22 protein-coding genes and 2 pseudogenes are annotated in these 24,723 nt (G+C 42.0%); 5 read left to right on the plus strand and 19 right to left on the minus strand.

Going from position 1 to position 24,723, the window contains the following annotated elements:
- Nucleotides 1-70: 70 nt before the first annotated feature.
- The 14 genes from KFQ09_RS07900 to KFQ09_RS07965 all read right to left on the minus strand — a co-directional run bounded on the left by KFQ09_RS07900 (nt 71) and on the right by KFQ09_RS07965 (nt 14,434).
- Nucleotides 71-877, minus strand: a complete 807-nt coding sequence (locus KFQ09_RS07900) for an alpha/beta fold hydrolase (RefSeq protein ID WP_231583255.1) — start codon at nt 875-877, stop codon at nt 71-73.
- Between the two features lie 108 nt (nt 878-985).
- On the minus strand, nt 986-1,867 hold the full coding sequence (locus KFQ09_RS07905) for a glycine betaine ABC transporter substrate-binding protein (protein ID WP_008342122.1): 882 nt from the start codon (nt 1,865-1,867) through the stop codon (nt 986-988).
- On the minus strand, nt 1,867-2,712 hold the full coding sequence (opuAB, locus tag KFQ09_RS07910) for a glycine/proline betaine ABC transporter permease subunit OpuAB (protein ID WP_024718999.1): 846 nt from the start codon (nt 2,710-2,712) through the stop codon (nt 1,867-1,869). Before opuAB ends, KFQ09_RS07905 begins: the two co-directional genes overlap by 1 nt.
- Nucleotides 2,713-2,722: 10 nt before the next feature.
- Nucleotides 2,723-3,988: a glycine/proline betaine ABC transporter ATP-binding protein OpuAA gene (opuAA, locus tag KFQ09_RS07915; protein ID WP_008342124.1), complete on the minus strand. Its 1,266-nt coding sequence runs from the start codon at nt 3,986-3,988 to the stop codon at nt 2,723-2,725.
- Between the two features lie 400 nt (nt 3,989-4,388).
- The gene (locus tag KFQ09_RS07920) at nt 4,389-5,483 is read right to left on the minus strand and encodes a toxic anion resistance protein (RefSeq protein WP_024719000.1); all 1,095 of its coding nucleotides are present in this window, start codon (nt 5,481-5,483) and stop codon (nt 4,389-4,391) included.
- Between the two features lie 14 nt (nt 5,484-5,497).
- On the minus strand, nt 5,498-7,114 hold the full coding sequence (locus KFQ09_RS07925; RefSeq protein WP_017358587.1) for a YceG family protein: 1,617 nt from the start codon (nt 7,112-7,114) through the stop codon (nt 5,498-5,500).
- Nucleotides 7,115-7,184: 70 nt separating this feature from the next.
- Complete coding sequence (locus KFQ09_RS07930) at nt 7,185-8,000, minus strand: HAD family hydrolase (protein WP_017358588.1); 816 nt, start codon at nt 7,998-8,000, stop codon at nt 7,185-7,187.
- Nucleotides 7,997-9,106 carry a cysteine protease StiP family protein gene (locus KFQ09_RS07935; RefSeq protein WP_035703097.1) on the minus strand — a complete coding sequence of 370 codons (1,110 nt, stop codon included), beginning with the start codon at nt 9,104-9,106 and terminating at the stop codon, nt 7,997-7,999. The genes KFQ09_RS07930 and KFQ09_RS07935 overlap by 4 nt, the downstream gene beginning before the upstream one ends.
- The gene (locus tag KFQ09_RS07940) at nt 9,099-10,430 is read right to left on the minus strand and encodes a phosphoribosyltransferase family protein (protein WP_098680981.1); all 1,332 of its coding nucleotides are present in this window, start codon (nt 10,428-10,430) and stop codon (nt 9,099-9,101) included. Before KFQ09_RS07940 ends, KFQ09_RS07935 begins: the two co-directional genes overlap by 8 nt.
- Entirely contained in the window at nt 10,414-11,607 is a 1,194-nt protein-coding gene (locus tag KFQ09_RS07945) for an HpcH/HpaI aldolase/citrate lyase family protein (protein WP_017358591.1), read from the minus strand. Before KFQ09_RS07945 ends, KFQ09_RS07940 begins: the two co-directional genes overlap by 17 nt.
- An 82-nt stretch (nt 11,608-11,689) precedes the next feature.
- Nucleotides 11,690-12,469: a TerC family protein gene (locus tag KFQ09_RS07950; RefSeq protein WP_008342130.1), complete on the minus strand. Its 780-nt coding sequence runs from the start codon at nt 12,467-12,469 to the stop codon at nt 11,690-11,692.
- 140 nt (nt 12,470-12,609) lie between these two features.
- Nucleotides 12,610-13,188 carry a TerD family protein gene (locus KFQ09_RS07955; protein ID WP_007498343.1) on the minus strand — a complete coding sequence of 193 codons (579 nt, stop codon included), beginning with the start codon at nt 13,186-13,188 and terminating at the stop codon, nt 12,610-12,612.
- A gap of 41 nt (nt 13,189-13,229) precedes the next feature.
- Nucleotides 13,230-13,811: a TerD family protein gene (locus KFQ09_RS07960; protein WP_008342133.1), complete on the minus strand. Its 582-nt coding sequence runs from the start codon at nt 13,809-13,811 to the stop codon at nt 13,230-13,232.
- Nucleotides 13,812-13,831: 20 nt separating this feature from the next.
- Complete coding sequence (locus KFQ09_RS07965) at nt 13,832-14,434, minus strand: TerD family protein (RefSeq protein ID WP_017358594.1); 603 nt, start codon at nt 14,432-14,434, stop codon at nt 13,832-13,834.
- 417 nt (nt 14,435-14,851) lie between these two features.
- On the opposite strand from KFQ09_RS07965, the pseudogene KFQ09_RS07970 reads away from it, so the two are divergent.
- Together KFQ09_RS07970 and KFQ09_RS07975 are read left to right on the plus strand one after the other, a co-directional pair.
- Nucleotides 14,852-15,843: pseudogene (locus KFQ09_RS07970) on the plus strand (LLM class flavin-dependent oxidoreductase).
- A 213-nt stretch (nt 15,844-16,056) separates the two neighbouring features.
- Entirely contained in the window at nt 16,057-17,097 is a 1,041-nt protein-coding gene (locus tag KFQ09_RS07975) for an acyltransferase family protein (protein ID WP_035703090.1), read from the plus strand.
- Between the two features lie 19 nt (nt 17,098-17,116).
- Here KFQ09_RS07975 and KFQ09_RS07980 read toward each other — a convergent pair whose 3' ends face one another.
- Together KFQ09_RS07980 and KFQ09_RS07985 are read right to left on the minus strand one after the other, a co-directional pair.
- Nucleotides 17,117-17,899: a glucose 1-dehydrogenase gene (locus tag KFQ09_RS07980; RefSeq protein WP_017366553.1), complete on the minus strand. Its 783-nt coding sequence runs from the start codon at nt 17,897-17,899 to the stop codon at nt 17,117-17,119.
- Between the two features lie 112 nt (nt 17,900-18,011).
- Nucleotides 18,012-18,440: a cell wall hydrolase gene (locus KFQ09_RS07985; RefSeq protein ID WP_008342138.1), complete on the minus strand. Its 429-nt coding sequence runs from the start codon at nt 18,438-18,440 to the stop codon at nt 18,012-18,014.
- Between the two features lie 539 nt (nt 18,441-18,979).
- On the opposite strand from KFQ09_RS07985, the gene KFQ09_RS07990 reads away from it, so the two are divergent.
- Nucleotides 18,980-20,041 carry a DUF4352 domain-containing protein gene (locus KFQ09_RS07990; protein ID WP_035390550.1) on the plus strand — a complete coding sequence of 354 codons (1,062 nt, stop codon included), beginning with the start codon at nt 18,980-18,982 and terminating at the stop codon, nt 20,039-20,041.
- A 305-nt stretch (nt 20,042-20,346) separates the two neighbouring features.
- Here the strand turns inward: KFQ09_RS07990 and KFQ09_RS07995 are convergent, their stop codons facing one another.
- From KFQ09_RS07995 to KFQ09_RS08005, 3 genes and pseudogenes are all read right to left on the minus strand, one after another.
- On the minus strand, nt 20,347-20,685 hold the full coding sequence (locus tag KFQ09_RS07995) for a hypothetical protein (RefSeq protein ID WP_144740533.1): 339 nt from the start codon (nt 20,683-20,685) through the stop codon (nt 20,347-20,349).
- 172 nt (nt 20,686-20,857) lie between these two features.
- Nucleotides 20,858-22,039, minus strand: coding sequence for an ABC transporter permease (locus KFQ09_RS08000; protein ID WP_050826896.1), 1,182 nt, complete (start codon nt 22,037-22,039; stop codon nt 20,858-20,860).
- 4 nt (nt 22,040-22,043) lie between these two features.
- Nucleotides 22,044-22,778: pseudogene (locus KFQ09_RS08005) on the minus strand (ATP-binding cassette domain-containing protein); the annotation flags it as partial.
- Nucleotides 22,779-22,938: 160 nt separating this feature from the next.
- On the opposite strand from KFQ09_RS08005, the gene KFQ09_RS08010 reads away from it, so the two are divergent.
- On the plus strand, nt 22,939-23,640 hold the full coding sequence (locus KFQ09_RS08010; protein WP_007498366.1) for a LytR/AlgR family response regulator transcription factor: 702 nt from the start codon (nt 22,939-22,941) through the stop codon (nt 23,638-23,640).
- Nucleotides 23,641-23,822: 182 nt separating this feature from the next.
- Nucleotides 23,823-24,617 (plus strand): sensor histidine kinase, encoded by a 795-nt coding sequence (locus tag KFQ09_RS08015; RefSeq protein WP_234922815.1) that lies wholly within the window; start codon nt 23,823-23,825, stop codon nt 24,615-24,617.
- Nucleotides 24,618-24,723 lie beyond the last annotated feature (106 nt).

The following is a 24,723-nucleotide window of genomic DNA, read 5'->3' on the forward strand; positions in this document are numbered from 1 at the left end:
GCTCACTTACGAGCTTCCACCACTACACCCATTCATCTGTAAGCGTTTTATACCTATATCATACAGTGTCTTATACATGCCTGCCCCTTTTATGCTCATCTTTACTTTCTAAATGGCCTAGCTTCCTTATTTCCTTTAATTCCTCTGGTAACGCACGCGCTTCTATAAAGCTTTTGATCATGTCGACAAAAAGTTCTTTCTTTTCAAAAGTAAACGTATGTCCAATGTCAGGAACGATGAACCCGGCTGCATTCGGGTGTGCATTCGTGATTTTTTCTGCTGACCTAGTCATAATGCCCTTTTCCTTTTCTCCCACTGTCACAAGAATCCGTGCCTTCGCTTGTTGAAACGTCTCAGGGAGCTTGTAATGAAGATTTTCTTGAAACATCGTAAGCAACGTCTTCTTCTGCAATTGTTTGGAATCCGCTGCATAATGATCCAGTACATCGTTTGGAAGTCCCATCTTTTCTGCTTGCAGCTGGATGAACCAATCTTTCTTTAATAACGGATATGTAAGAGGTAAAATGGGCCTTACCATCAAATAGAGCCATGGTAATGGCAACACAAGGGCGCTATTGATGATGGCGATGTCTGCGATGTCTGGCTCTCTCGATAACACATCAACGGCTACCTGTGCACCTAGAGAGAAGCCAATTAGAATGACTGTACGGCCATGTGCATGCTCCTTTATCCATGAAATGATTTCATAAGCACTTTCTCGCATGGAAAACGACGTTTCATTTGCTCTTGTCCCGTGACCAATAAAATCAGGGGTATAGCATTCATACGTTTCCTTGAATATTTCCATATGCTCCTGCCACATCCAGCTGCTTACGCCTCCACCGTGCAGGAAAATCATCATTGGTTTTTCCACCATCGACAACTCATCCACCATCCTTATATATAAGAAAAAGCAGTCGCTTTTTGAGCAGACTGCTTTTTCCATATGCTCCCTTCTATTATAAGGGAACTGTTATACAATTGGCTATTTTTTCAAATCTTCGATCGAGTTGACGTTTTTCATATAAGTCGGAACAACGAGACCCATGCGAAGACCCTTCATACTTGTACCGAGATCATCATATTTTCCTTTAAACTTCGCTGCATACGTTTTATGCGTATTTGGAAGCCATGCAGATAATGATGCATCAGCACTTCCGGTTGCAATTGCTGTCCACATTGGGCCCGCTTCAACCTGAGTCAAGGTCACTTTAAAGCCAAGTTCACGCAATACCTCTGCGGCCACATTGGTACTTGCAATCTCACTATCCCACGCAACGTAGGCAAGATTGATTTTGTCACCGTTTGACTTTTTCACGCCTTTTGTCCATTTCGCTACTTGATCTTTATGCTTTTTCACATATTTAACTGCAGCATCCTTTGGTTTGACGCCATCCTGAATATCAAGCATCACTTCACCCATATCATCTTGAGACCATTTAAACTGACTGAGCATTTTGGCTGCTTCCGGCTGATCCTTCGCAAATCCTTTACGAGAAATGGTGTGAATTTCTTCTTCGTCACCATATGATTTTTTCGGATCATCTAAATATTTCAAATCGTAGCGGGAAAACATCCAGTGAGGATTCCAGCCAGTGATGATAATCGGTTTTTTACGGTCATACGATTTCTTCAATGTCGCTGTCATCGCTGCACTTGAGGCAGATACAACCGTCCAATCCTCTAAACCGTAATCCTTTTTCGCTTGATCGGTTAAGGCCATAATACCTGAACCCGGATCAATCCCGATAATCGTTTTATTGACCTGCTGTGCTGCACTTGCATTTGAATCTGATTGTGCACCACAAGCCGCTAGTAAAAAGACGAGCAGGGCGGTCATCCCAATGTAGAGAGACTTTTTCCACATTAAGCATTCCCCCTGGTTTTTTTCGTTTTAATGTTTTGTGTAATACGATCCAGTGTGATCGCTACAATAACAATGGCAATACCAGCTTCAAAACCAATCCCTGTTTTCAGCTGCGTTACTGCACTATATACTTCCGAACCAAGTCCTGGTGCACCAACCATTGCCGCAATGACGACCATGGATAGAGCAAGCATGATACTTTGGTTAATCCCAGCTAAGATGGTTTTTGTAGCAAGTGGAAGCTGAACTTTGAACAAACGCTGGAATGTCGTTGAACCAAAAGCTTCTGTTGCTTCAATTAAATCAGATGGTACTTGTTTAATCCCGAGAATGGTCATACGAATCGTTGGCGGCATAGAGAAAATAACCGATGCCACAACCCCAGGAACAACTCCAATATTAAAGAAGAAGATCGCTGGTAAAAGGTATACGAATGCAGGCATTGTCTGCATTAAGTCTAAAATAGGTGTGACAATTTTACGCACCGTTTCCTTCTGTGATGCCCAAATACCGATCGGAACCCCGATCACGATAGAAATGACCACAGCTGTCAGAACGAGCGCAAGTGTTTGCAGCATTGGCTGCCAGTAGCCTAAATAGTCGATCAGTAAGAATCCAATAAGTGTGAAAAGAGCAACTCCTCTTGTACTGATCCACCAAGCAATGCCGGCAAAGATAAGCGTTAAAATAATGGATGGAATGACGCCAAGTGCAGCTACAATACCATTTACTGTTCCAGCTAATCCATTTGTGATGCCATCAAAAAAACCACCAAAGGTTAATGTTAACCAGTCAACAAATTGATCGATATAATCCGCGAACGGAATTCTAGGTAAATCACTCATACTAAACATCTTATTCTACCTCCTGTGCAGAAGGCTCTTGTGCTTTAATTTCCTCTAGCTCGTTAGAAGACATGTTGATATATTCATCATTACCTGATAATGCACCAATCAATGCACCTCTGACCACAATACCCTTCATTCTGTTTTTCTCATCTACAACGGCAATTGGAATGTTCGCATCAGACACCGCGTCAAAGATCTCTGTTAAATACGTTGATTCCAATACTGTCGTAAATTCTTTATCAAGAACAGTTTCTAGCGACGCACCCGTTTCTGCCGCTTTTTTCGCTGCTTGTGCAGAAATAACACCTAATAAATGCTTTTTCTTATCTACTGCATAGATAGACGAAATACCAAGGTTCTTCATGAGCGTGAGCGCAACACGTGCCCCTTTATCAAGCTGAACTGTTTCTGCACGTTTCATAATGTGACCAGCGGTTAATACTTTAGAAAGGTCTACATCTTCAACGAAACGTTCAACATACTCGTTCGATGGGTTCATCAGAATTTCTTCTGGTGTTCCGATTTGAACGATATTCCCGTCTTTCATGAGGACAATGCGGTCGCCAATACGAAGCGCTTCATCTAAATCATGCGTGATGAAAATAATTGTTTTTCCTACAGACGTATGAAGCTCAAGCAATTCATCCTGCATGTCTTTACGAATTAATGGATCTAGTGCGCTGAATGCTTCATCCATTAACAAAATATCAGGGTCATTAGCTAGTGCACGTGCCAATCCAACACGCTGCTGCATACCGCCACTTAATTGATTTGGGTACTGCTCTTCAAAACCTTCAAGTCCAACAAGCTTTAAAGATTCAAGCGCTTTAGAGCGGCGCTGTTCTTTTTCTACACCTTGCAATTCAAGCCCGTATTCTGTATTCTCCAGAATGGTACGATGCGGGAACAATGCGAAGTTTTGGAAGACCATGCTGATCTTTTTCCGTCTGACTTCACGCAATTGATCCTTTGACATATTTGTTATCATATCCCCATCAATATAAATTTCGCCGGAGGTTGGTTCGATTAACCTATTCAGCAGCCGCACAAGTGTGGACTTTCCGCTCCCTGATAGCCCCATGATGACAAATATCTCGCCGTCATACACATCAAAATTTGCTCGATTGACACCAACTGTTGCGCCGGTCTCTTTTAGGATTTCTCTCTTTGTCTTCCCTTTTTCAAGCATTTGAGATGCTTTTTTAGCATTTTTACCGAAAATTTTAGATACATTATTTATCTTGATTTTGATCTTTCTCTCTTCAGAATTCATTTTTTCCCTCCAAATTAGCATCTTTATAACCGTAACATAAGCGTTATGATGCGAACAATCTTTAGAATTCGCTTATTTCCGTACAATATGTATGAATTCCATATAGAGGTCTGGTGATTACAGTTTATACGCCGTATTACTCGTAAATCCTATAGAATGCTTCATAAACTACATATTTTACGGGGTATTTTCTCTCATCAGACAATATTTTACTGGAAATTCCTTATTGTGCTAAAAAATAAGTCGAATCCTTGTGGTAGCGGGCTTTTTCTTTCATCGGTGAACCATGCCCCTGAACAGGATTTACCCGAAAAAGGTCACATAAAAACCTTTTTTCTCAAATTTTAATCAAATTCACGAAAAAACTGCCTGCAACTTTCGTTACAGACAGCCTGTTTTTTTAGGACTCTAGGGCAGCTCTCTTAATATTATCTTGAAGTTCAAGCATACGTTTTGTTCCGTCCTCACGTAATCGTTTGTTTTCTTCTTCAATCTGCTTCGTCTCTTTCATCCCTTGTACAATCGTATTAAAGGATGATTCGATCGTTTCAATGTCGATGCTTGGACGACCTGATAATTTAGCAATCTCAACACTTTGACTTGAGATATTTTCAGCATTTCGTTTCAGCATTTCATTCGTTCTTCTGTCCAGCTCACTCATGGAATCAGCCACAAGCTTTTGTCTCTTCGCTGTTACCGCTTGAATGATTCCATTTTTGAAAATTGGAATCGTAATGATGAAGGCAGAGTTAATTTTCCCGATTAATTTCGTATTACCACGCTGCAGCAAACGGATTTGCGGTGCCGTTTGAAGTGCCACCATCCGTGCCATATCAAGATCATATACACGCTCTTCAAGCGCTTGAATCCCATTACGAAGCGTATCCAACTCCATTTGTGCCAGCTGGTTTCCCCCCGCCGCTTTTTCTTCATAAGAAGGAACCAATTGTTTTAATTCTTCGATCTTCATTTGCCCTGCGACGACATACTTTTCAAGCTCCATATAGTATTGAATGTTATGCTCATACATTTCTTCAAGCGTAACCGTCGATTTGGTCATTTCATCTTTGTATTTACTGATTTCCACATTGATTTTTTCAATTTCTGCACCGAGCGTTTGATATTTGCTGAAAATCTTTTCGATCATGCTGCCGCCGCGTTTAAAGATTTTTGATAACAAACCACCCTTAGGCTCGTCAAAATCATTTTTATCAAAACGATCCATAATTTTTCCAAGCTGTGTAAGCATCGTTCCTGAGTCTGTGACACTTGTTGAACGCATCATAGAGAGAATACGGTCAGAAAACTTAGAGATTTCGACAGCCGGCTGTTTTCCGTATTCAAGCAGTTCAAGCTGATTTTTGGCATCAATCTGTCTCGCAATGTTTTGGACTTCTGGTTCATTGCGCAGCTGAACGCGAATATCGTCTGCCTTTTCAATCGTGATTTCCTCTTTATCAATTGAAATGATGTCATTTCCGTTTGTATTTGTCATAAGCTTTGATCTCCTTATCGGTTTTTAATGGATTGAAATAACTTTCTCACAATAGACGGCTCTTTAAACTCTTGGTTCATGACCATTTCATCAAGCCAATGTGTATCAAATAATTGATCGTCTATATACCGCTCTATACACTGATAGCCGGCGGGATGATACACGAAGAGATCCACACCCATTTCATTTAGGAAAATCAGGGCAGCCGCATCAGAACGAGTCAGCTCACCATTATATTCCGTATGGTATAAAATCACTTTCGGTACAGTCTGGGCATAATCAAAGGTTTGAATGAGTTCAATTACATCTTGGTTCATATGCAGAAGCTGCTTGAATAAATAAATACGCACATCTAATTCAGTCTCATGGCCTTCTTTTAACAGCTTCGGATGCTGACAAATGCGAGAAATGGCCTCTGCGATCGCACGCTGCGTGCCCTCATATAAATGCGAGAACTGCCACACATTGCTTTTCATTAACAAATCAGGGTCAACCTCTCCTGCTTTAGAAAGTGCATGCTGATAATGAAATTGATAATTCGAAGACACTTCTTGTGTGAAAGGGAAATGACGGATCGTTTTCGTTTCTTTCCCCTCCATTAGCGTATGGATACGGTCCCAATATTCTCGCTTGTCTCTCGTCACCCCCATCATCTTCGCAAAAAGATTCGGAATCTGTATGGTGTCACGGTCTGCTTTGAAATTCGGGCGGATAAACGACCGTTCCTTCGCAATTAAAAACAGCTCATCATACGTTGTCTTTAGCGTAATAGAATGAGGGGTATGATCTCTGAATTGCCATGGCTTATACAGCATGGAATCTTCTGTGTGAAGTACCTCTTCAAGCTCTCTTGTCGAACGGTACGCCACCGTTGATTTCCTCTCAGGCTTTTCAGTAGGGAACGGTTCAAGCTTTGACGTCCCTGGATACTGATCAATAAAAGTCAGCTTTTCTTCTGGATCTAATTCACGAAATTGATCCTTGCCTTCTGGATGAAACAGCACCACATCACAGCCAATCAGCATGACATAGTAAAGAAAATAAAGCTGACTTTTATTCGCCTCTCCATACCAAATGACAGATGGCATTTTTTCTTCCATATTGCCTTCCTTCAGCCATGGTCCTAAGTGATTATTTGAAAACTTCACTACATCTAGCAGCACACGACGGAAATCAGGATGCTGGAATCCCCCTTCATGCAGCTGCTTGAAATGTTCAAACACCTGGATTAACGAAAGGCGGATATGCCGGTTCATCACTGGGTTTGGATGACGGACAATGAGCTGTTCACCATCTAAGAAAGCCACAAATCGATTCACGGACAATCCCTTTTCTTCCTGATTGATCATATGAATCCGCTGGAGCGCTTGAAAGTGCTCCGGCTCAATATGCCGGTTGAGGGTTTCACTTAAAATATGCATGCCGTCAGTTTCGTATAATTCATGTAAATAAATAAAATAATCGGTTGCATCATGCGGAGTTCCAAGGACGCGGGCGGCGAGACGCGGCAAGGATAAGGTGTGCTCGTCCTTGACGTAGCCGTCTCGTTCAGGGAGCGGCTTTTTCAGCAGGTTTTTCCAGGCTTCCTGTTTCGCCCGTGTCTGGGTTACGTTGATTTCTTTATAACTCACGCCGCTCCTTCCTTTCTCCTATATTTTCTCGAAAGCTACTACTATCATATCATTCAGCCTTCTACTTCTGCTATCGAATCGAAGGCTTTTTTGCTGTGTTCATCTTCTTTGCGACAGAAGCGGCGATTTCGTCTGCCGCCGCCATGCCAGAGGCTGTCGTCGGTTCAAACGATAGCTCAGCATCTAAGACTTCCCCATGACTCGGAGCGAAGCCTTTATCTGCTTGACGTATGAGATCAGCATCTAACAAGGAGTCGCCCGCTCCATAAACATATTCAAGGTGTAGCCTTTCTTTTAGAAAAGCAACAGCAGCCCACTTATTGAGCGGCTTTGGAATAAAATACAGCTTTCGGCCTTGAAGGGAAACTTGCCAGCCTCTCTCCTCACCCCACAGCCTTAATTCAGCAAGCGGAATATGAGAAAGAAACTCGTCTTTCATAATCAAATAAAGAAATCTTCCCTCAGCTGTTCGAGTACGTTTCACCCAAGCGGCAACCGGAAGTTCAGAGATCGCCCGCAGCATATCTCTCACCGGCATACACTCTTGCAGTCTCTCATCTACAATCGCCTGCCACTCCTCAAGCGGCTTGCCGTGATGAAGGATACAGCCGCCGTTTGTCGTGACGGCATACTCTGGTTTGATCTCTTGCTGAAAGAGAGTGATTCGTTCAAATTGTGCTGTCGTTCTTGTCGTCACTGGGATAAACCAACCTGCTTGATGAATTGCCTGTAAGGATGCTTTCGTTTCAATAGACATGTAGGAAAGCGGCCGGTCGTCCAGCACCTCAATTAATTCGTATGCTCCCTTGTATGCATACTGCTCCAGCATTCGATGTGAGTATATCAGTGTCCGGTCTAAATCACTGGCAAATGCGATATTCTTCATGACGATTGCTCCAACGGGCGGATGAGCCCGCAGCATGTGTAGGACATGTTGGCATATTCAATGACGGGCACGCCTCTGTCCTCTGCGAGTAGTAAAATGTGCTTGAGCTTCTCCCGAGATCCAGGCTGAATGAGTATTTTCCAAGGGACTCTTCTGAGCAGCACACGGGTCGTCTCACCGACGCCCGGCTTAATCAAATGTGTATTGTCAATTTGGAACTCCTGACCAATCGCTTCAATGGAGGTCATCCCTCGCCAGTCAGGAGGCGTTCCTTTTGCGAGCAGGGTCTCTGCTTTCTCTTTTACATTTGCATCAAGTTCAGAAAACGCTTCTTCAATTGTATTGACATACAAATTAGAGACATCCTCATCAATGAGCTCTTCATAATACTTGGCCCCATGGAAATCATCGGCATGGATCCAGCGGTTGTTTAGCACCGTTCGACTAACTAGGCCAGAGACCGTTGAATTCAAGCAGGCACTTGGAATGAGGAAATCCTCTCTCGTTCCGTAAACACTCGTACAATAACCAGGATCAGCAAGCACAGCTAGCTCACTCGAAAGACGAATTCCATATTTCTGTTCAAAATCGAGCACCGCTTTTTGAAGCTCTTTGGAAATAGCACCCTTTCCGGTCCAGCCGTCAATAAAGGCAATCTCAAAACCTGGATGTTCTTTGAGTATATAATGCAGCGCATTTTCATCTATTCCACGATCACGAATAATAGAGATGCTATAATGCGGCAAATCGAGACCATATGTCTTTCTGATATACCGTTTAATGAGCACCCCGATTGGTGTCCCAGCCCGTGCCAAGCTGCACAGAACGGTTTGAAATCCTCGCTTTTTCACAATTTGTTCTGCGACAATCGCTACGGCTTCCGCTACCTTTTGCTTACTTTCTTCAAGAGATTGATAGAATAAGTCCATATAAGATGCCGTCGGCTTATATTCAATTGGCAGCATTTCTGAGTAATGGGCACCGCTTTGAATAGAGCGCTCCCGCTCTTCTGTACTTTTCTCCATCTCAATCGATGATAAATCCTTGAGTAAGAAGGTTACGTCCTGCTCTGGATAGCTTCCCATCTTTGTATACACGTTAGCCATTCACCTTCACCTCATCTGATAAAGTCACAATATGCACATGCTTCACATGCCGCTCAGCAAATAAGTGGATCAGCGGCATCAAAGCTTCTTGAGACACCTTTTTCTCAAAAAACAAAAAGACATCATCGTACTGATCTTTAGGGATATTGTACACATAGTGCTGAATGCGGGCATCCTCTGGACTCAAAAATGCGAATCCGTTTTGAACGGCGTACCCTTCCTTTTCAACCGGATGAATCGGACTTCTTGTCGTCGAATGAAAAAGGACACCTTCGCCCATATGAGCTGCAAGTCTCATCGGCACATACATCAATTCTCCTGTCCCTAAGCAGAGTGTCTGTTTTCCTTTTCGTTCTCGCTGAAGCTTCAGCCCAGCCTCAGCAGCTGCTTGATCAATGGCGTCCGTGTCCGCTGCGCTTAAACCGAAACGACCTGTTTCATGGATATACGGCGAATGCCCCGCCGGATTGACTGCATGGGAAAGTGAATATGGCACTTGCTTAAAGAAGGATTGAAGAGAATGAAAAGAGAGTTCAGGTCTTTTCTCTTGCGCAGCAATTTCATACGAATAAGCAGGCTCATCCAGCGTTGTCCCCCGAAACATCATCTGCCCTTTTAATAAAGATAATGATGTGATATTTACCCCTAGCTCCTCTTGAAGCTGAAGCATCGCTTCCTCGTGCTCCTCTGTTCTCCAATCTAAAATGGATAGAATCGTATAAGAGGATCTAGGGTGCTTTGCGTGCAGATCCCGAATGATATTCATATTTGTCCGGCCTGTCGTGACCTCATCATCTACTAGCACAATCGGGCGATCCGTCCGAAGTAAGGCGTCATCTGCGTAGCAAAGCTGATCTGTCGCATGAGAATGTTCCTCTTCAAATACGAGTGAAGGATCAAGATCCAACAGCTGTTCACGTGTCGTATGAATGTAAGATGCTCCTTCTATGACGTCATACACACCATGACCAAGCGCTGTTGCCGTTTCAGCAAAGCCGATCACAATCGGCTCGTTTACCGCCGAAAGCTTCTCTTTTTTGAGCGCAGCATAGGCTTCAGTTAACTTAACATGATCATTCGTTTTTAGTGCTTCTACTACATCGTCTTGATGCGGGGGCGTCTTGCCTGTTTGTTCTTTTGCATAAGCCATTGCCAAAAGACCTGAGACGAGGAGTGGCTTCAACGGGTGAACAGGCATATGTTTCCCGAGCACCTTGCTAACAAATAAAAAGGCTCTCTTTTTGTTCACCCGTGCCGCCATGTCAAAAAGATGTTCTTTTTCAAGCTGAAGCGTACCCTCTTTGAGGTTAAGCTCCACCTCCATATGTTCCAAGATGTTCAGCGTATGCGGCTTCTGATTCTGTGAGTATGTCGATATAGCTTCTATTTTCATGAAACACCCCGTAAATGTCTGACTTCATTAAAATGTTTTCCGCCCAGCGATAGTGCGGCTTCGTTTCGTTCATTTTATTAGAAAAGGTACTCTTCATCACGCCGACTGTACCATCTGCATGCTCTAAAATACTTAATGCATCCATGTACTCTTCCTTTGTGACAACGTACATGCTTTGAACTGGCTTGAGATGCGTTGGATGGATGACTGTCTTGCCATGAATACCGTTTACCACATCCAGCCTTGTCTCTTTGAGCAGACCTTGCATATGATCGAGCTCAGATGATAAAGACTCACCACTCTTAGAAATTGCACGGATGAATGGATTTTGTTCTTTTCGTGCCGGTCCAAAATGCTCCCATACAGCTCCTGATATCACAAATGAACGACCAAAATAATTGATGATATCTGTGATCAACTCAGCAATGACTCTGATCTCATAAATGGTGGTCTCGCGATCACGGCGAATGCCGTACAATCCACACAGATCCGTTGCCCCAATGCGAATATTCAAAATATATTCCTCATCATTCAGCATGATCTGCTTTAACTCAGACAACACCTGATATCTCGTTTCTTTTTCTAATAAATCTGGTGTTTCTAAAATGGGCATTCCGTATAGTGTTTTCTGAGTTTGTGCTGAAGCTCGTTTCAAACTGTCTACATATTCCTTTGCATTGTGAACGGAGCACTTTGGAAACACAAAACCAGTCAGTAAATGAAGAGAGGAACCGAGCAAATCTGCCATTTTGAGCAGCTGTTTGGGCGAACGAACCCGAATAAATAAAAGCGGCAAATGCTCAGCCATTTCTGGAGATTGATGAATTGTCTCAGAAAGGCAGGTCAATTGTGCCACTATATTCTGTTCAGCCATGTCCACTTCCTGATCACCAATGGCGTCCTCCAAGCAAAACACAACAGAGCAAAGCGCTTCATATTTCTGCGAAAGCAGCATGTCTGCTACATCCTGTCTTGTCGCAGGCATATACAAAGTAGCACCTAATGCATGCGCAAGTACATGCCTTGGCGTCAATGAATGAACTGCCGCCGGCCGCTTAAAAAAAATATCGTGCTGCCTCGTCTCTGATAAAAAACGAAAATATCGCATGCAGTGCCACCTCCTGTTGTAATGACTTGATGATTCAAAAAAGGATGGAGCCGCTAGTCAACTCCATTCCTTTTTGATCGTCCTATTCTTCTTTTGAAGCCGCAGCTTCGTTTGTTACACCTTGATGCTTCTTCTTATTGATTTTATGAACAATAAACGTTCCGATAAACGCTAGGATAATAATCGCAAAGAATGCGAGATGCGGGATTTCAATATGAGCAGCACTTAAGCCCATTTTGATGGCAATAATTCCAATGAGAATAAATGCCGTATTCTCAAGCTCTGGTATACGGTCGATGAGCACAAGGAATAATTGTGCCACTGTACGCATCATGAGAATTCCAAGCATTCCACCTAAAAGAAGAATCCATACTTCCTCAGATACAGCGAATGCAGCAAGAATACTATCTACCGAGAAGGCAAGGTCCATAATTTCTACAGAAATAACAGTTGCCCAGAAGACGCCAAATACACGAATCATCCAGCCTTCTTTTTTCAATTCCTTCGCTTCGTCATCTCCGTCACCTAACCAGAAGTGCTTAATGACCAGCCAAGCTAAGTATGCAGCGCCTAGAACCTTAATCCACCAAAACTTAATAAGCAGCATCCCTACGCCAATGAATAGAAAACGGAAGAAATAAGCGCCAATTAATCCGTAGGTTAATGCCTTTTTACGCTGCTTTTCAGGTAAATGTTTCACCATAACAGCTAATACAAGTGCGTTATCCGCTGACAACAAACCTTCAAGCACGACAAGGGTCCCAATAAGCCCCCAAGAGACAGGGTCTGTTAATACCTCTGCCCACATATGCCAATCAAAAAACGAGGCATACGTGTCCAACATATGTTTCAAAATGTCCAACTGGTTTTCCTCCTATAAGTGTAGAAGCATCAGCAGGCTTTCGCCTGCTGTTATTCTTGATCGCTGTTTCTTTCTCACTTTGGAAAATACCCTCATATGAGTCATTGGCAGCGCCTCTTGAATGAAGTTGTTTCTTCTCTTTACACTTCTAACCCATAATTTTGACAAAGAGCAGCAAGTCCGCCAGAGAATCCGCTTCCGATTGCGTTAAACTTCCAATCGCTGCCGTGTCTGTATAGTTCGCATACGACGACAGCTGTTTCAATTGAGAAGTCCTCCCCTAAATCAAAACGAATCAATTCTTCCCCGCCCTCTTCATTTACAACACGAACAAATGCATTAGAGACTTGTCCAAAATTCTGGCTACGTGCCTCTGCATCATGAATCGTCACTGTAATTCCGATACGATCAATGTTAGCAGGAATTTTCGAGAAATCAACGAGAATTTGCTCGTCATCTCCATCTCCTTCACCCGTACGGTTATCACCGGTATGAGTAACACTACCGCTTGGATGCTGCAGATTATTATAGAACACGAAGTCTGTGTCTTGTTGACAACGATTGTTTGCATCTACTAAGAAAGCCGAAGCGTCCAAATCAAATTCGGCTCCGCCTGAATATTTATTCGTATCCCAGCCAAGTCCGATCATCACTTTTGTCAGCCCTGGATTGGTTTTCGTTAAATCGACACGTTGTCCTTTTGAAAGCTGAATCGCCATATTCGTATCTCTCCTATCTCCTGAAAATATGAAAACGGGCGTTACCCGATATCTAAGCCGAAGTCTGTTGCAATGCGGGCAAGTCCGCCTTGATAGCCTGATCCAACAGCTGAGAATTTCCACTCTCCGCCATGACGGTATAATTCACCTACAATAATCGCTGTTTCAATTGAAAAGTCTTCTGCCAAATCATAGCGAATGAGCTCTTCATTTGATGCCGCATTTAAAATACGGACGTAAGCGTTAGACACCTGTCCAAAGTTTTGGCTGCGTGCTTCTGCATCATGGATTGTAATGACGAAGGAGATTTTCTCAATACTTGCTGGTACAGTTGAAAGATCAACATTGACCTGCTCGTCATCTCCGTCTCCTTCACCTGTACGGTTATCGCCTGTATGTACGATACTTCCGCCACCGCCAGTTGTTTGATTGTAGAAGACAAAGTCAGATGGAGAGTTTGCTTTCCCTGCTGCATCTAACAGGAATACGCTTGCGTCTAGATCAAAGTCATGTCCGCCATCATACTTGTTTACATCCCAGCCAAGACCTACGACTACTTTTGTTAAACCTGGATTCGTTTTTGTTAAATCAATTTTTTGACCTTTCGCTAAAGAAATTCCCACTAGGAACCTCTCCCTTCTAATTAAATGTAGTTTCTCGTAATATCGGCAAGCTTCGCATCGTTTGTACCATTTCCTACAGCTGCAAACTTCCACTCATTCTCGTGGCGATAAAGCTCTCCAACGATTAATGATGTTTTACCTGCATATTCATCTTTCAAATTATATTTCACTAATTCTTGATTGTTTGAACGGTCAACAATTCGGATGTAAGCATTTTGAATCATACCAAAGTGTTGGTTTCTTCTAAGTGCATCATAAATGTTCACAACGAACACCAATTTATTCACATTGCCTGGTACCTTGCTTAAGTTGACGAGGACTTGTTCATCATCTCCGTCTCCTTCACCTGTCAGGTTGTCACCTGTGTGCTCAACACTGCCGCATTTGCTTTTCAAGTTACCAAAGTAAATCAAATCTTTATTTTCAACAAACTTATCATTTTTCAGCATCAGCACTGAAGCGTCACAATCAATATCAGCACCGCCGCCTCCGCCAAACAGCTTTCCAAGAAAACCGCCACCTTGTGACACAGGGTCCCAGCCAAGTCCAACTAGAATATTGGTTAGTCCTGCTTTTCCTTTTGTTAAATCAATACGTTGACCTTTTTCTAATGTAATCGCCAAATCAATCACTCCTCCAGCATAATAAAAATCTATTTATTAAGCGATGGACCCTATTAAAATCATCATACATGAAAATTCGACAAAATTCATGAAATGACATTGGAGCCTCTTACTCTTTTTTCTATTTACTAGTATATACGATCTATGTATAAAAGAGGTTTCAATATGATGATATTTTTTTAAAGAAAGATCCATGACAAAAATGATTCATGTCGTAAAAGAAGTGTTTCATGTGAAACATTGTCGAATGTTCCCGTTACACAGCCTCTCGCTTAAAAACAGGGCGCGCACCCACTTCATATGTTGATATAGAAAATTCATGTACATAGCTGTGATAAACCCTTTCATTTCCTTCCGTTCATGACTTTCTTTATACTTATGGATAGAATTCAACGTATTGATGAAAGGGTGTTGATGATGCCATCACTTCATATATTAGATCAAGTCGCCATCCCTAAAGGCCAATCCGCACAAGAAACATTGGTTCATACGACAGAGCTGGCCAAGCTTGCGGAAACACTGGGGTATGAGCGGTATTGGTTTGCTGAACACCACAGCACGAGAGGACTCGCGAGTACAGCGCCTGAAATATTAATGGCACATATTGCTTCACACACATCGACATTGCGCACAGGCTCTGGGGGATTTTACTCCCGCAGTACAGCCCTTTTAAAGTAGCAGAAGTCACCCGCCAGCTTGAAGCCCTTTACCCTGGGCGGATTGAGATCGGGGTTGGTAAATCCCCAGGCGGAATTGAACGGACGAGACTCGCTTTGACAGACGGCGTGAAGAAAGAACTGTCTCAATTTGACCGCCAGCTGGAGGACCTTCTTTTTTACTTATCTGACAGCCTGCCTTCTGGTCATCGGCATGCAGGAGTGAAAGCGGCTCCGCTCATTGATTCTTATCCGCCAGTCTGGCTGCTTGGACTCGGGGAAAACAGTGCCATCCAGGCGGCATCACTTGGAATCAACTATATTTTCGGACATTTTATTCATCCTGCACGAGGCCGGCAAGCTTTTGAAGCGTATCGGTCACACTTTTCTCCATCCGTTTTCTCACGTCAGCCTCAGTCTATGTTTGCTGTCTTTGTGATCTGTGCAGACACAGACGAGGAAGCAAGCCGCATTGCCACCAGTACAGACTTATGGCTACTTCGGGTTGAAAAAGGGCTGGACAGTCGCGTTCCTTCTATAGAAGAAGCAGAGAACTATCATTACACTGAGCAAGAAAAGAAAAAAGTGTTACAAAACCGCCAGCGAATGATTGTTGGCTCAAAGCAAACAGTGAAAGAACAGCTGCAAATCTTAATGGACCGCTATCAAACGGACGAGATGATGATATTAAACAATTCATTTGATCCAATGGAAAAACAGCGTTCCTTTGAACGAATCGCAGAACTATTTTGAAGCCAATCTTTCATTGGCTTCTTTTTTTACATTGTTATAAAAAATGGGAAATGTAACATCGAGATGTCAAAAAGCTTCCTTCTGTCATCTGATCGCAAATGTGTCTTCTAATCGTTAGCGAACTGTAAACGCATTGTAGGTGTACCTTTTATATAGTAGAGGTACATATGAAGTAACGGTTTACAATGCTGAGAAGGAAGGAGATGACTGGCCATGAATAAACGACTCGACTGGGTGGATGCGGCTAAAGGAATCGGCATTCTGCTCGTCGTTATGGCACATGTACCCATTCCTGATTCATTCAAGCAATTTATATACTCATTTCATATGCCACTCTTCTTTTTACTATCAGGTATGATGTTTCGATCATCCTCACAACCTGCTATATCATTTATACAGAAAAAAGCGAAAAGCTTGCTCTTACCTTATCTCTATTTCTCCATTATTACGTACGTTTTCTGGTTCACGGTGACCCGATTTTTCGCCTTTAAGGGGCAAACAGATATTGATCCCTTCGTTCCATTTACGGGAATTTTCATTTCAAATGCCGATGAAGCAAGACTGACGCATAACCCAGCCATCTGGTTTTTAACGACGCTCTTTTTAGTGGAAATGTTGTTTTTCTTAATGCATCGTCTGACAAAAGGAAAACCAGCTGTATTGATGTTACTGACCGTCCTTTGCGGTGGAGCCGGATATGCTTCCACGCTATTGTTAAACCAGAGTCTCCCTTGGAATGCCAATGTTGCGTTAACGGCTGTTGTGTTTTATTCAATCGGATTTTTAGCAAAACAATGGTTTGTGGAATTAAAAACAGATCCTACCCTTCTGTTATGTACAGGTCTGCTTGTACTGACTGCATATATGCAAAGCTTTAATTCACGAATTGATATGCGGGTCAATGACTATGGGGATCTATTCATTTTTTATGCTTGTGCACTGCTCGGTTCAGCTGCTGTTATTTATTTAAGCTTCAAATTGAAAACGTCCACGATATTGACGTATCTCGGACGTCATTCCATTGTGATTCTCGTCCTGCAATTTGCCGGTATCGATATCATGAAGGCATTTGTTTATTACGGACTAGGCATCAATATCTCTGATACAGCGCAGCTTTCTTGGACGCTCTTTTATACGATCGGTACATTGCTGCTCATGGTGCCATGTATCTCTTTCTTGAGCAAGTATCCTATGCTGCTCGGCAAACCAGCAAAGTCAGCACACCGCTACAAAGAAAAAACATCCGCCGGCTAATGGGGCGGATGTTTTTCTATTATTCATCATTTAATTGAGAAGGATAAAGCGTCATTCCTCCATCAACAAATAATGTAGTACCTGTAATATAGGCCGCTTCTTTCGATACGAGAAATGCAGCGGCGGACCCAATCTCTTTCGGATCGCCAAACGTTCTCATTGGAATTTTCTCAAGCTGCTTTTGTTTTTTTTGTTCATCTTGAAGGTCGTCATTTGATTCCGTTGCCATTGTACCTGGTGCAATCGCATTGACCCGAATACCCGCTTCGGCATAATCAAGAGCCAGCGTCTTCGTCATCATATTCATTCCTCCTTTAGAAGTAGAGTAATGAACATTAAACGGACGCGGGATCTCTTGATGGACACTGGATATATTCAAGATGGATCCTTTCACATCATGTTCCATCATATAGGCAATCGCTGCCTTTGCTCCTAAAAATGAGCCTGTGATATTCACATCAATGACCTTTTGCCATTGTTCCAGCGTCATTTCATGCGGCATTGCTTCTTCACCATTAAATCCCGAATTATTGACGAACACGTCTAGTGCGTTAAAATTCTCCAGCGCGGCATCCATTAACGCCTGAATTCCTTCCTCTTTGGAGACATCTGCGTGTACTTTCACCGCCCTACCTCCATGCTGCTGGATGGCTTGTACTGTTTCTTCAGCACCCTCTTCATCACCTTTATAATTCACAACCACGTTCATTTGTTCTTGTCCAAACCTCAATGCGATGGCTTGTCCTATGCCTTTAGAAGAACCTGTCACAATGGCTGTTTTCCCTTTTAAGTCTTGATACATTCTCATTTCCTCCAATCACGTGCTTCATCTTGTTGATACACAATGGTTACCCATTTTGAAAAAAAGAAAAACACAATCCTCTTGAATACAAAGGATTGTGCTGTTCATCAAACTAAAAGGTGTTATAAACATTCTCACATGTTTCAGCTGTGGGCTGGTAAAAGCAATGTGACTTATACCTTGCCACAAACGGCTGATTGTACCAAGTGGATGGACAATTTCCAGGCGGTTTAAAATACCAAAGACTGAATTTCGCAGGCCAAAATCGTTCACCATTAATGTTCCTCCGTGCAAGTGTCTTTTCACTTTCTCGTGCTCGCTGATAAAAATAGCCATGCGTGACCGCCTCAAACGCATGCTCCTGATAAATCATTTGTGGAATCGTACGCAGCCCTTTAAAGTCAGAACAGTTGGCACGCAAACGATTGATGCCTACATTTCCTACAAGCAGCATCCCTTGTTTCCCTTCACCTTCCGCTTCGGCTCTCAGCAGTCTGGCCATTAAATCAATATCAGAGCTTGTCGCTCTTACCACTGCCATACATCCACCTCCCATTCATTTCTCTTTTATTTTATGTAGGGTTTCTGTGTAGATGACTGCCATTTTGAAGGGAAAAGACACATTCCGTGTCGAGAGCCTGTCTAAATACCTCAACATTTCGCTGGACAAGTGTCTCTATGTCAACAACACACAAACCTAGTGATCATACACATCACAGGAAAAAATATTCATTACTAACGACTCATTTACAAGTCATAAAAATCCTTCTATTTGCTACATCTTCTTCAAAAACAGTCATTTGAACCTATTCAATAATCCGACTCAAAACCTTAAAATATAAAATGTTGAGTTTTTACAGGAGATTTCAAACAATAAAATACACATTTCTCCTCTCAACATAGTGTCATTTTTACTACTTGAAGTGGATGAACCTTTCGAACGCACTGAGGTATTGACAGTACTTTCGCTTCATTCTACAGTAAAAAACATACAGTATTTTTCTTTTTGTGCAAAAAGAACGATATGAACTAAAGCTTTCCAATGAAATTCACCATAAAACCCGAGGAGGAAAACATCTCATGTTTAAAAAGAAATTATCCCTGTTTCTTCTGATTTTGTGTGTAACTGTTGTCGCTGCTGCTTGTAGTGGTGGAAAAGACAAAACTGCTGCGAAAGAAAGCGATACAAAAAAATCCCTTGATGCAGCTGAAGTAAAAGTAGAAAGTGCTGAGTACACTTTACCACCTCAATACGATACATCTGTTCAGGATGATCAATATGTCCTAAAAGTGAATGTATCTGTAAAAAACATCAGCAAAGAACCATTGAATGTGGATAAAAGCAACTTTACGCTTTACCAAGATGACGCTCAGGTGTCTACCATCTCTCCTGATGACTACAACGAAGTATTATCTTCAAGCTCTCTAAATGCAGGTAAAGTATCAAAAGGTGGTCTTTTCTATGTAGTTGATAAAGAAAAAGACTATCAACTTGTCTACACAGAGCCTGGTTCTGGATCGAAAAAAGATGACAAAACACTAGAATTCGATATTAAAGGAAAAGACTTGATGAAAAAGGCAGATACACTTCAAGCGTCTGCAAAAGCCCTTTCTTCTTATATTGATGTCATGATTTTTGGTAAGAAAAATGACGATTTCGAAAAACTAACAGGTGATAACAAATCAACTGTCGTAAACGAATTTGATAAATCATTCAAACAAGGCTACATTTCTTCTTCTGGTATTTCATCTAGCTCAGCAAAAGACGAAAACCTTGATAAGCTTCTAAAAGCTGTGAAAGAAACATTAGCTGAAAAATCAAAAGTATCAACGAAAACAAAATCAATCAGCGGTGATAAAGCTGTCGTGACTGTGACACTTACACCAATTGATGCAAGCCCGCTTGTCGATCGTTTAAAAGAAAAAGCAACTGAATTCTACAGCAAAAACCGTACAGCATCTTATGATGATGCACAGAAATATCTACTTTCTATCTATCCAGATGAATTTAAAAAATTAGGACCATCATCTTCTGAAGAAACAGTAGAAGTGAACATGAAGAAAAACGATATCGACCAATGGAAACTTGATTTGAACGACTACAAAACAAGCTCATTGGTTGAAAAGTTCATCAAGAACTAAAGAAAACCCCCGGTTCCCGGGGGTTTTCTTTAGTCTTTTTTCGATTGATGTCTATATTTGATTCCGACATACAAGCAAGTAAGGAAGAAAATGGTGACCCACACCCACAAGACATTCACCATCAATAATGTGGTGGCTACTACAATCAAAATTGTGAGATCTAATTTTTTTTCTAGTTTTTTATGGGTGAGAACGAAAATGATTAGTAGAAAAGCGATGAAACAGGTGATTCCATAACTGAAAGCTGCGGGCAATTTTCGCACCTCCTTATTGTAAGGCGTATACTGACAAAAGGATACAACATACTATGAAGATAAATTCCCCTTTTCAGCATCATATCCTTTTATGATGTCAATCGGATCAACTGCATCATCTTCTTGTATGTATTCCTCTACATAAGGAGTGATTAATTTCTCGAACCTTTGCTCATCGTCTACTAAAGCAATATAAGTTTCATCGCCTTCATAGTCAGATTGGAATAAATGTGCAACAGAACTACCTGTTTCTAAAGCTCTATCAATTGCATTTCTCAATTCTATCAGTCCTTTTTTATTCCCTAAAATGAAAGCTTCAAAATGATGTGTTTGCTGAGCATATATATTACATAACCCCAAAACATCATCATCTTCTAATTGATCACTCATATACAAAACCCCTTTTAAGTGAAATGAAGTCAATTTTACACGACTGAGCATTTTTATTCTATCACCTCATTCACATTGTGATCCCTTTTTTATCACTCACTTAAACATACAAAACAAAAAACTTGTAGAAAAAATCTACAAGTTCTTCATTTCTATCAATGAAATGTTCTTTCTATTTCGCAAGCATCCATTTCTCTTTCATAAACAAACTTCTCACGATGACAAACAAGATCATCACTGTCAGCGCCGAGGAGCCGAGCGTCAGGCCAATCGACATTGGGTCAACGATGCCAAACATCAATTGCTTGCATAGTGCGTGAATATTAAGGAATGGGATCGCAAAGTAATACGTATCTAGCTGCATAGCGCCTGCTCTCATGGTGAAAAACATCGGAATCACACCTAGTGTAATGATCATGGACATGTACGATTGTGCTTCTTTCACTGAGCTTGAAACGACACTGAGCAGCAGTTCAATCATGGATACCATGAATGAGAAAATAATTAATGCCGCAAACATAACACCGATGATGCTCCACACTTGATCTCCGAAGTTCAGCGCTTGTTTCAGCTTTTCTGTAAAGAGCAATGTAGAGAGCAGCAGCATGCCAATCGCCACAATGCCACTTAATATACCAAACATAGAAACAGCTAGCCATTTTCCAATTAAAAGCTGAAGTCTGCTGGCCGGTGTCAGGAATAAAGCTTCAATTGACTTTCTATCCTTTTCACCTGCTACGATATCAAGCGCAGCTGGCAAAGCACCTGAGATCACGGACGTCACTAAAATCATTGGAAGGAGAATCGACAGCAGCATGGTGGTCACCCCGTTTTCTCCATCCCCGTCCTCTCCTTCTTGCACATCAACCGATTGTACCTCAAATGGATGGATCACTGACGATTTGATCTGATCCTGTGCCAAACGCTTTTCTACGACTTGGTTTTGATATTGTTCAAGCAATGATTGCAGCATTTGAACCGCAATCACGGAATCATCATCTGTTGGATACCCATGGACTTTAATGGCAAACGATGTTTGATGCTGAAGCATATCGCCTGCATCTTTTGGCATTTCTAGATAAGCATTTGCCTCACCGTCTTTAACGGCTTGTTGCGGGTCATCAAATGTTTCAAGTTTCAGGTTTTTCACTTCTTTGATCATGTCATTCATATCGGACGGAAGCTTTTCATTGATTGCGACTGTATACGTTTTATCGCCTGGATCAGCGATCATGCTTTCGTAGAAAAACACGAGTCCGAGCATCGTCAAAAGAGGGATCAACACTGTTAAGAGCAGCGTTTTTCTGTCTCTGAGCGAATCTGTCATTTCTTTTAAAAAGACGGTTTTCCACATTATGCATTCCCCTTGCGAGCTTCGACATAAAGATGTAATTCAAGTCTTCACTTTGTTCCTGTGCATATAATTCTGGAAGCGTTCCTTTGTACACGAGCTCCCCTTGATGTATCATCATGACACTGTCACAAAGCAGGCTGACTTCTTCCATGATGTGGCTTGAAAATAGAATCGTTTTATTTTGCTGTTTCAACTGATGAATAAACTCTCTAAAAATATTACTCGATGTGATATCTAAACCTGTTGTCGGTTCGTCAAACAAAATAATGTCAGGGTCATGAATCAATGTTCTGGCAATCGCCACCTTTTGCTTCATCCCTCTTGAAAATCCTTTTACCTTGCGATCCATGTACTGCCTCATCCCGAATCGCTTTGCCAAATCCTCAATTCTTGCTTTGATTTCATGCTGATCTAAGCCATATAATTTCCCAAAGTATTCAAGGTTTTCACGAGCCGTCAAACGGTCATAAAGTCCCGTCTCGCCGCCAAATAAGACCCCAATTCGCTTCTTCACTTCAGTTGCTTCTTTGACTGTATCAAAGCCTGCAACATTGACTGTTCCATGAGTAGGCTCCAATAATGTCGCAACGGCGCGTAATAATGTGGTTTTCCCCGCACCATTTTCTCCTAAAATGCCGACGACTTCTCCTTCCTTCACGGAGAACGTCATATGTTTCATCGCCTTTACGACTTTTTTCTTATCTGTAAACCAGCAACTACAATCGCTGAGAGTAATCATTTGATTCGCCCCTTTCGACTATCTACGTCTATGATAGAAAAAATACCGCCTGTCTGACATAAAAATGTCGCGAAACGTCCTTTTTCTGTCTTGAAATGATCCATTTTAAAAAACAAATGGTAAAATAGACAAATAATAAGAAGAGTCATAGGTGATTTTTATGATAAAAGTAGGTCTTGTCGATGATTACCGAGTGGATTTAGAAAAGCTGCATGCCATTGTCGGCAGAATGGATGCCGTTGACATCGTTTTTGTGACGCAGTCAGCGGAGGATGCATATGAGAAGGTCAAACAGGGCGACATTGATCTATTGTTTGCAGACATTGAGATGCCTGGCATGTCAGGCTATGAATTAGCAGACCTTATTCACTCTCATGCACTGAATGTAGATGTTGTATTTGTGACAGGAAACAGTGGGTATGCTGTCCATGCCTTTGATTTGAATGTCCATGATTATATTATGAAGCCTTATCAAGCTGATCGAATCGCCAAATCCTTAGAGCGCTACATGTCCACCAAGCAGGAGAAAAGCATTCACGGACGGCTTCTCATCAAGCAGCAATCAGATATCCATGTACTGCAAAAAAAGGATGTCATCTTTGTTGAACGTACTGGCAGGTCGACGACCATTGTCACAACAACAGGAGATATTCAAACATACCAAACTCTCAACGAGTTAAAAGGTGATTTAGCTGAGAAAGACTTTATCCGCTCCCACCGCTCGTTTATCATCAATATTCATTACATCAAGAACTTTTCGGCGTATGCCAAAAATTCATTTATCGTGTCTTTTGAAGGGACTGATAAAAAAGCCATGATGACGAAGCAGCAATTAGAATATTTTAAGAAATACTACTTTTAAGGAGAACGAACGTGAACGCTTTCTATCTTGGATTTCGCATATATACGCTCATCTGGCTGGGTCTTGCAGTTCATGCTGCTGCTAACGCTGTTCTGCCTTTGTCATCAAGCATGGTGTGGCTTCTGACCTTTTGCATCTTGTGCCTTTACACCTTTTTCATTTACAAAAGGTTTTGGCTAGTTATGAGTGGTTACATGATATTAGGCGCTTTTGTGCTCATTACCTGCTCAGGCATTTCACTTTTTCTCACGCACGGAAATGGACTAAGCCATCTTTTAACTGTCATCATCATTTTGACAGCCGATCTCCTTTCCATCAAGATGATGCAAACGGAGCAACGATTAAATGGACGGCTTCAAGAGCTGATTCATGCTGAGTCGAGAACCAATGACTTGCTGCTTGAGCTGCGAAGTAAACACCATGAAACAGCTAGACATTTAAATGCCTTTTCCGCATCGAATGACGAGCATGAGATCAAAGATTTGATTCAGCAATACGTGAAACATTTCCCTTGGATCAAAGGGGAAAATGCTTATTTGGCTTCCTCCCTTCATTCCTTTTTCCAGCGGGCTGAAAAAGAGGAGATTGCCCTTTCACTAGATCTTCAAGCACCCTTTTCTTCTCTTCCTTTTTCTAAAGCGGATCAGGTGAGTTTTACTGGCAACCTGCTTGATAACGCATTAGATGCCGCCATTGAAGCGAAGCAAGCTGGGAACGAGGGAAGCATCTCGATCACGACTTCCATCCGGAGCGGGCTCTTTTTGATTCATTGTGAAAACAGTACGAAGGGAATGGAAAAACACGTATTAGATCATCTGTTCAAGACGTTTGGCCGCTCGACAAAAGGCGGTGATCATCAAGGTATGGGTACTTATATCATTCATCAGCTTGTTGAAAAGGCAGACGGCACGCTTGATTTTACGTATCGTTCTCCAAACCTGAGGCTCGTGATCAAGATTCCTCTCACAATGGCATAAAAAATAAGGTGCTGCTTGGCACCTTATTTCAGCGTGTAGACAAACCCTCGCATTCGGTGTCAGTCCTGCGTGCCGGTGCTCACGAATATCAAATTCGCTCCGCGCC

This window comes from Bacillus sp. FS02 (assembly GCF_024398395.1).
GTDB classification, from domain to species: domain Bacteria; phylum Bacillota; class Bacilli; order Bacillales; family Bacillaceae; genus Bacillus; species Bacillus altitudinis.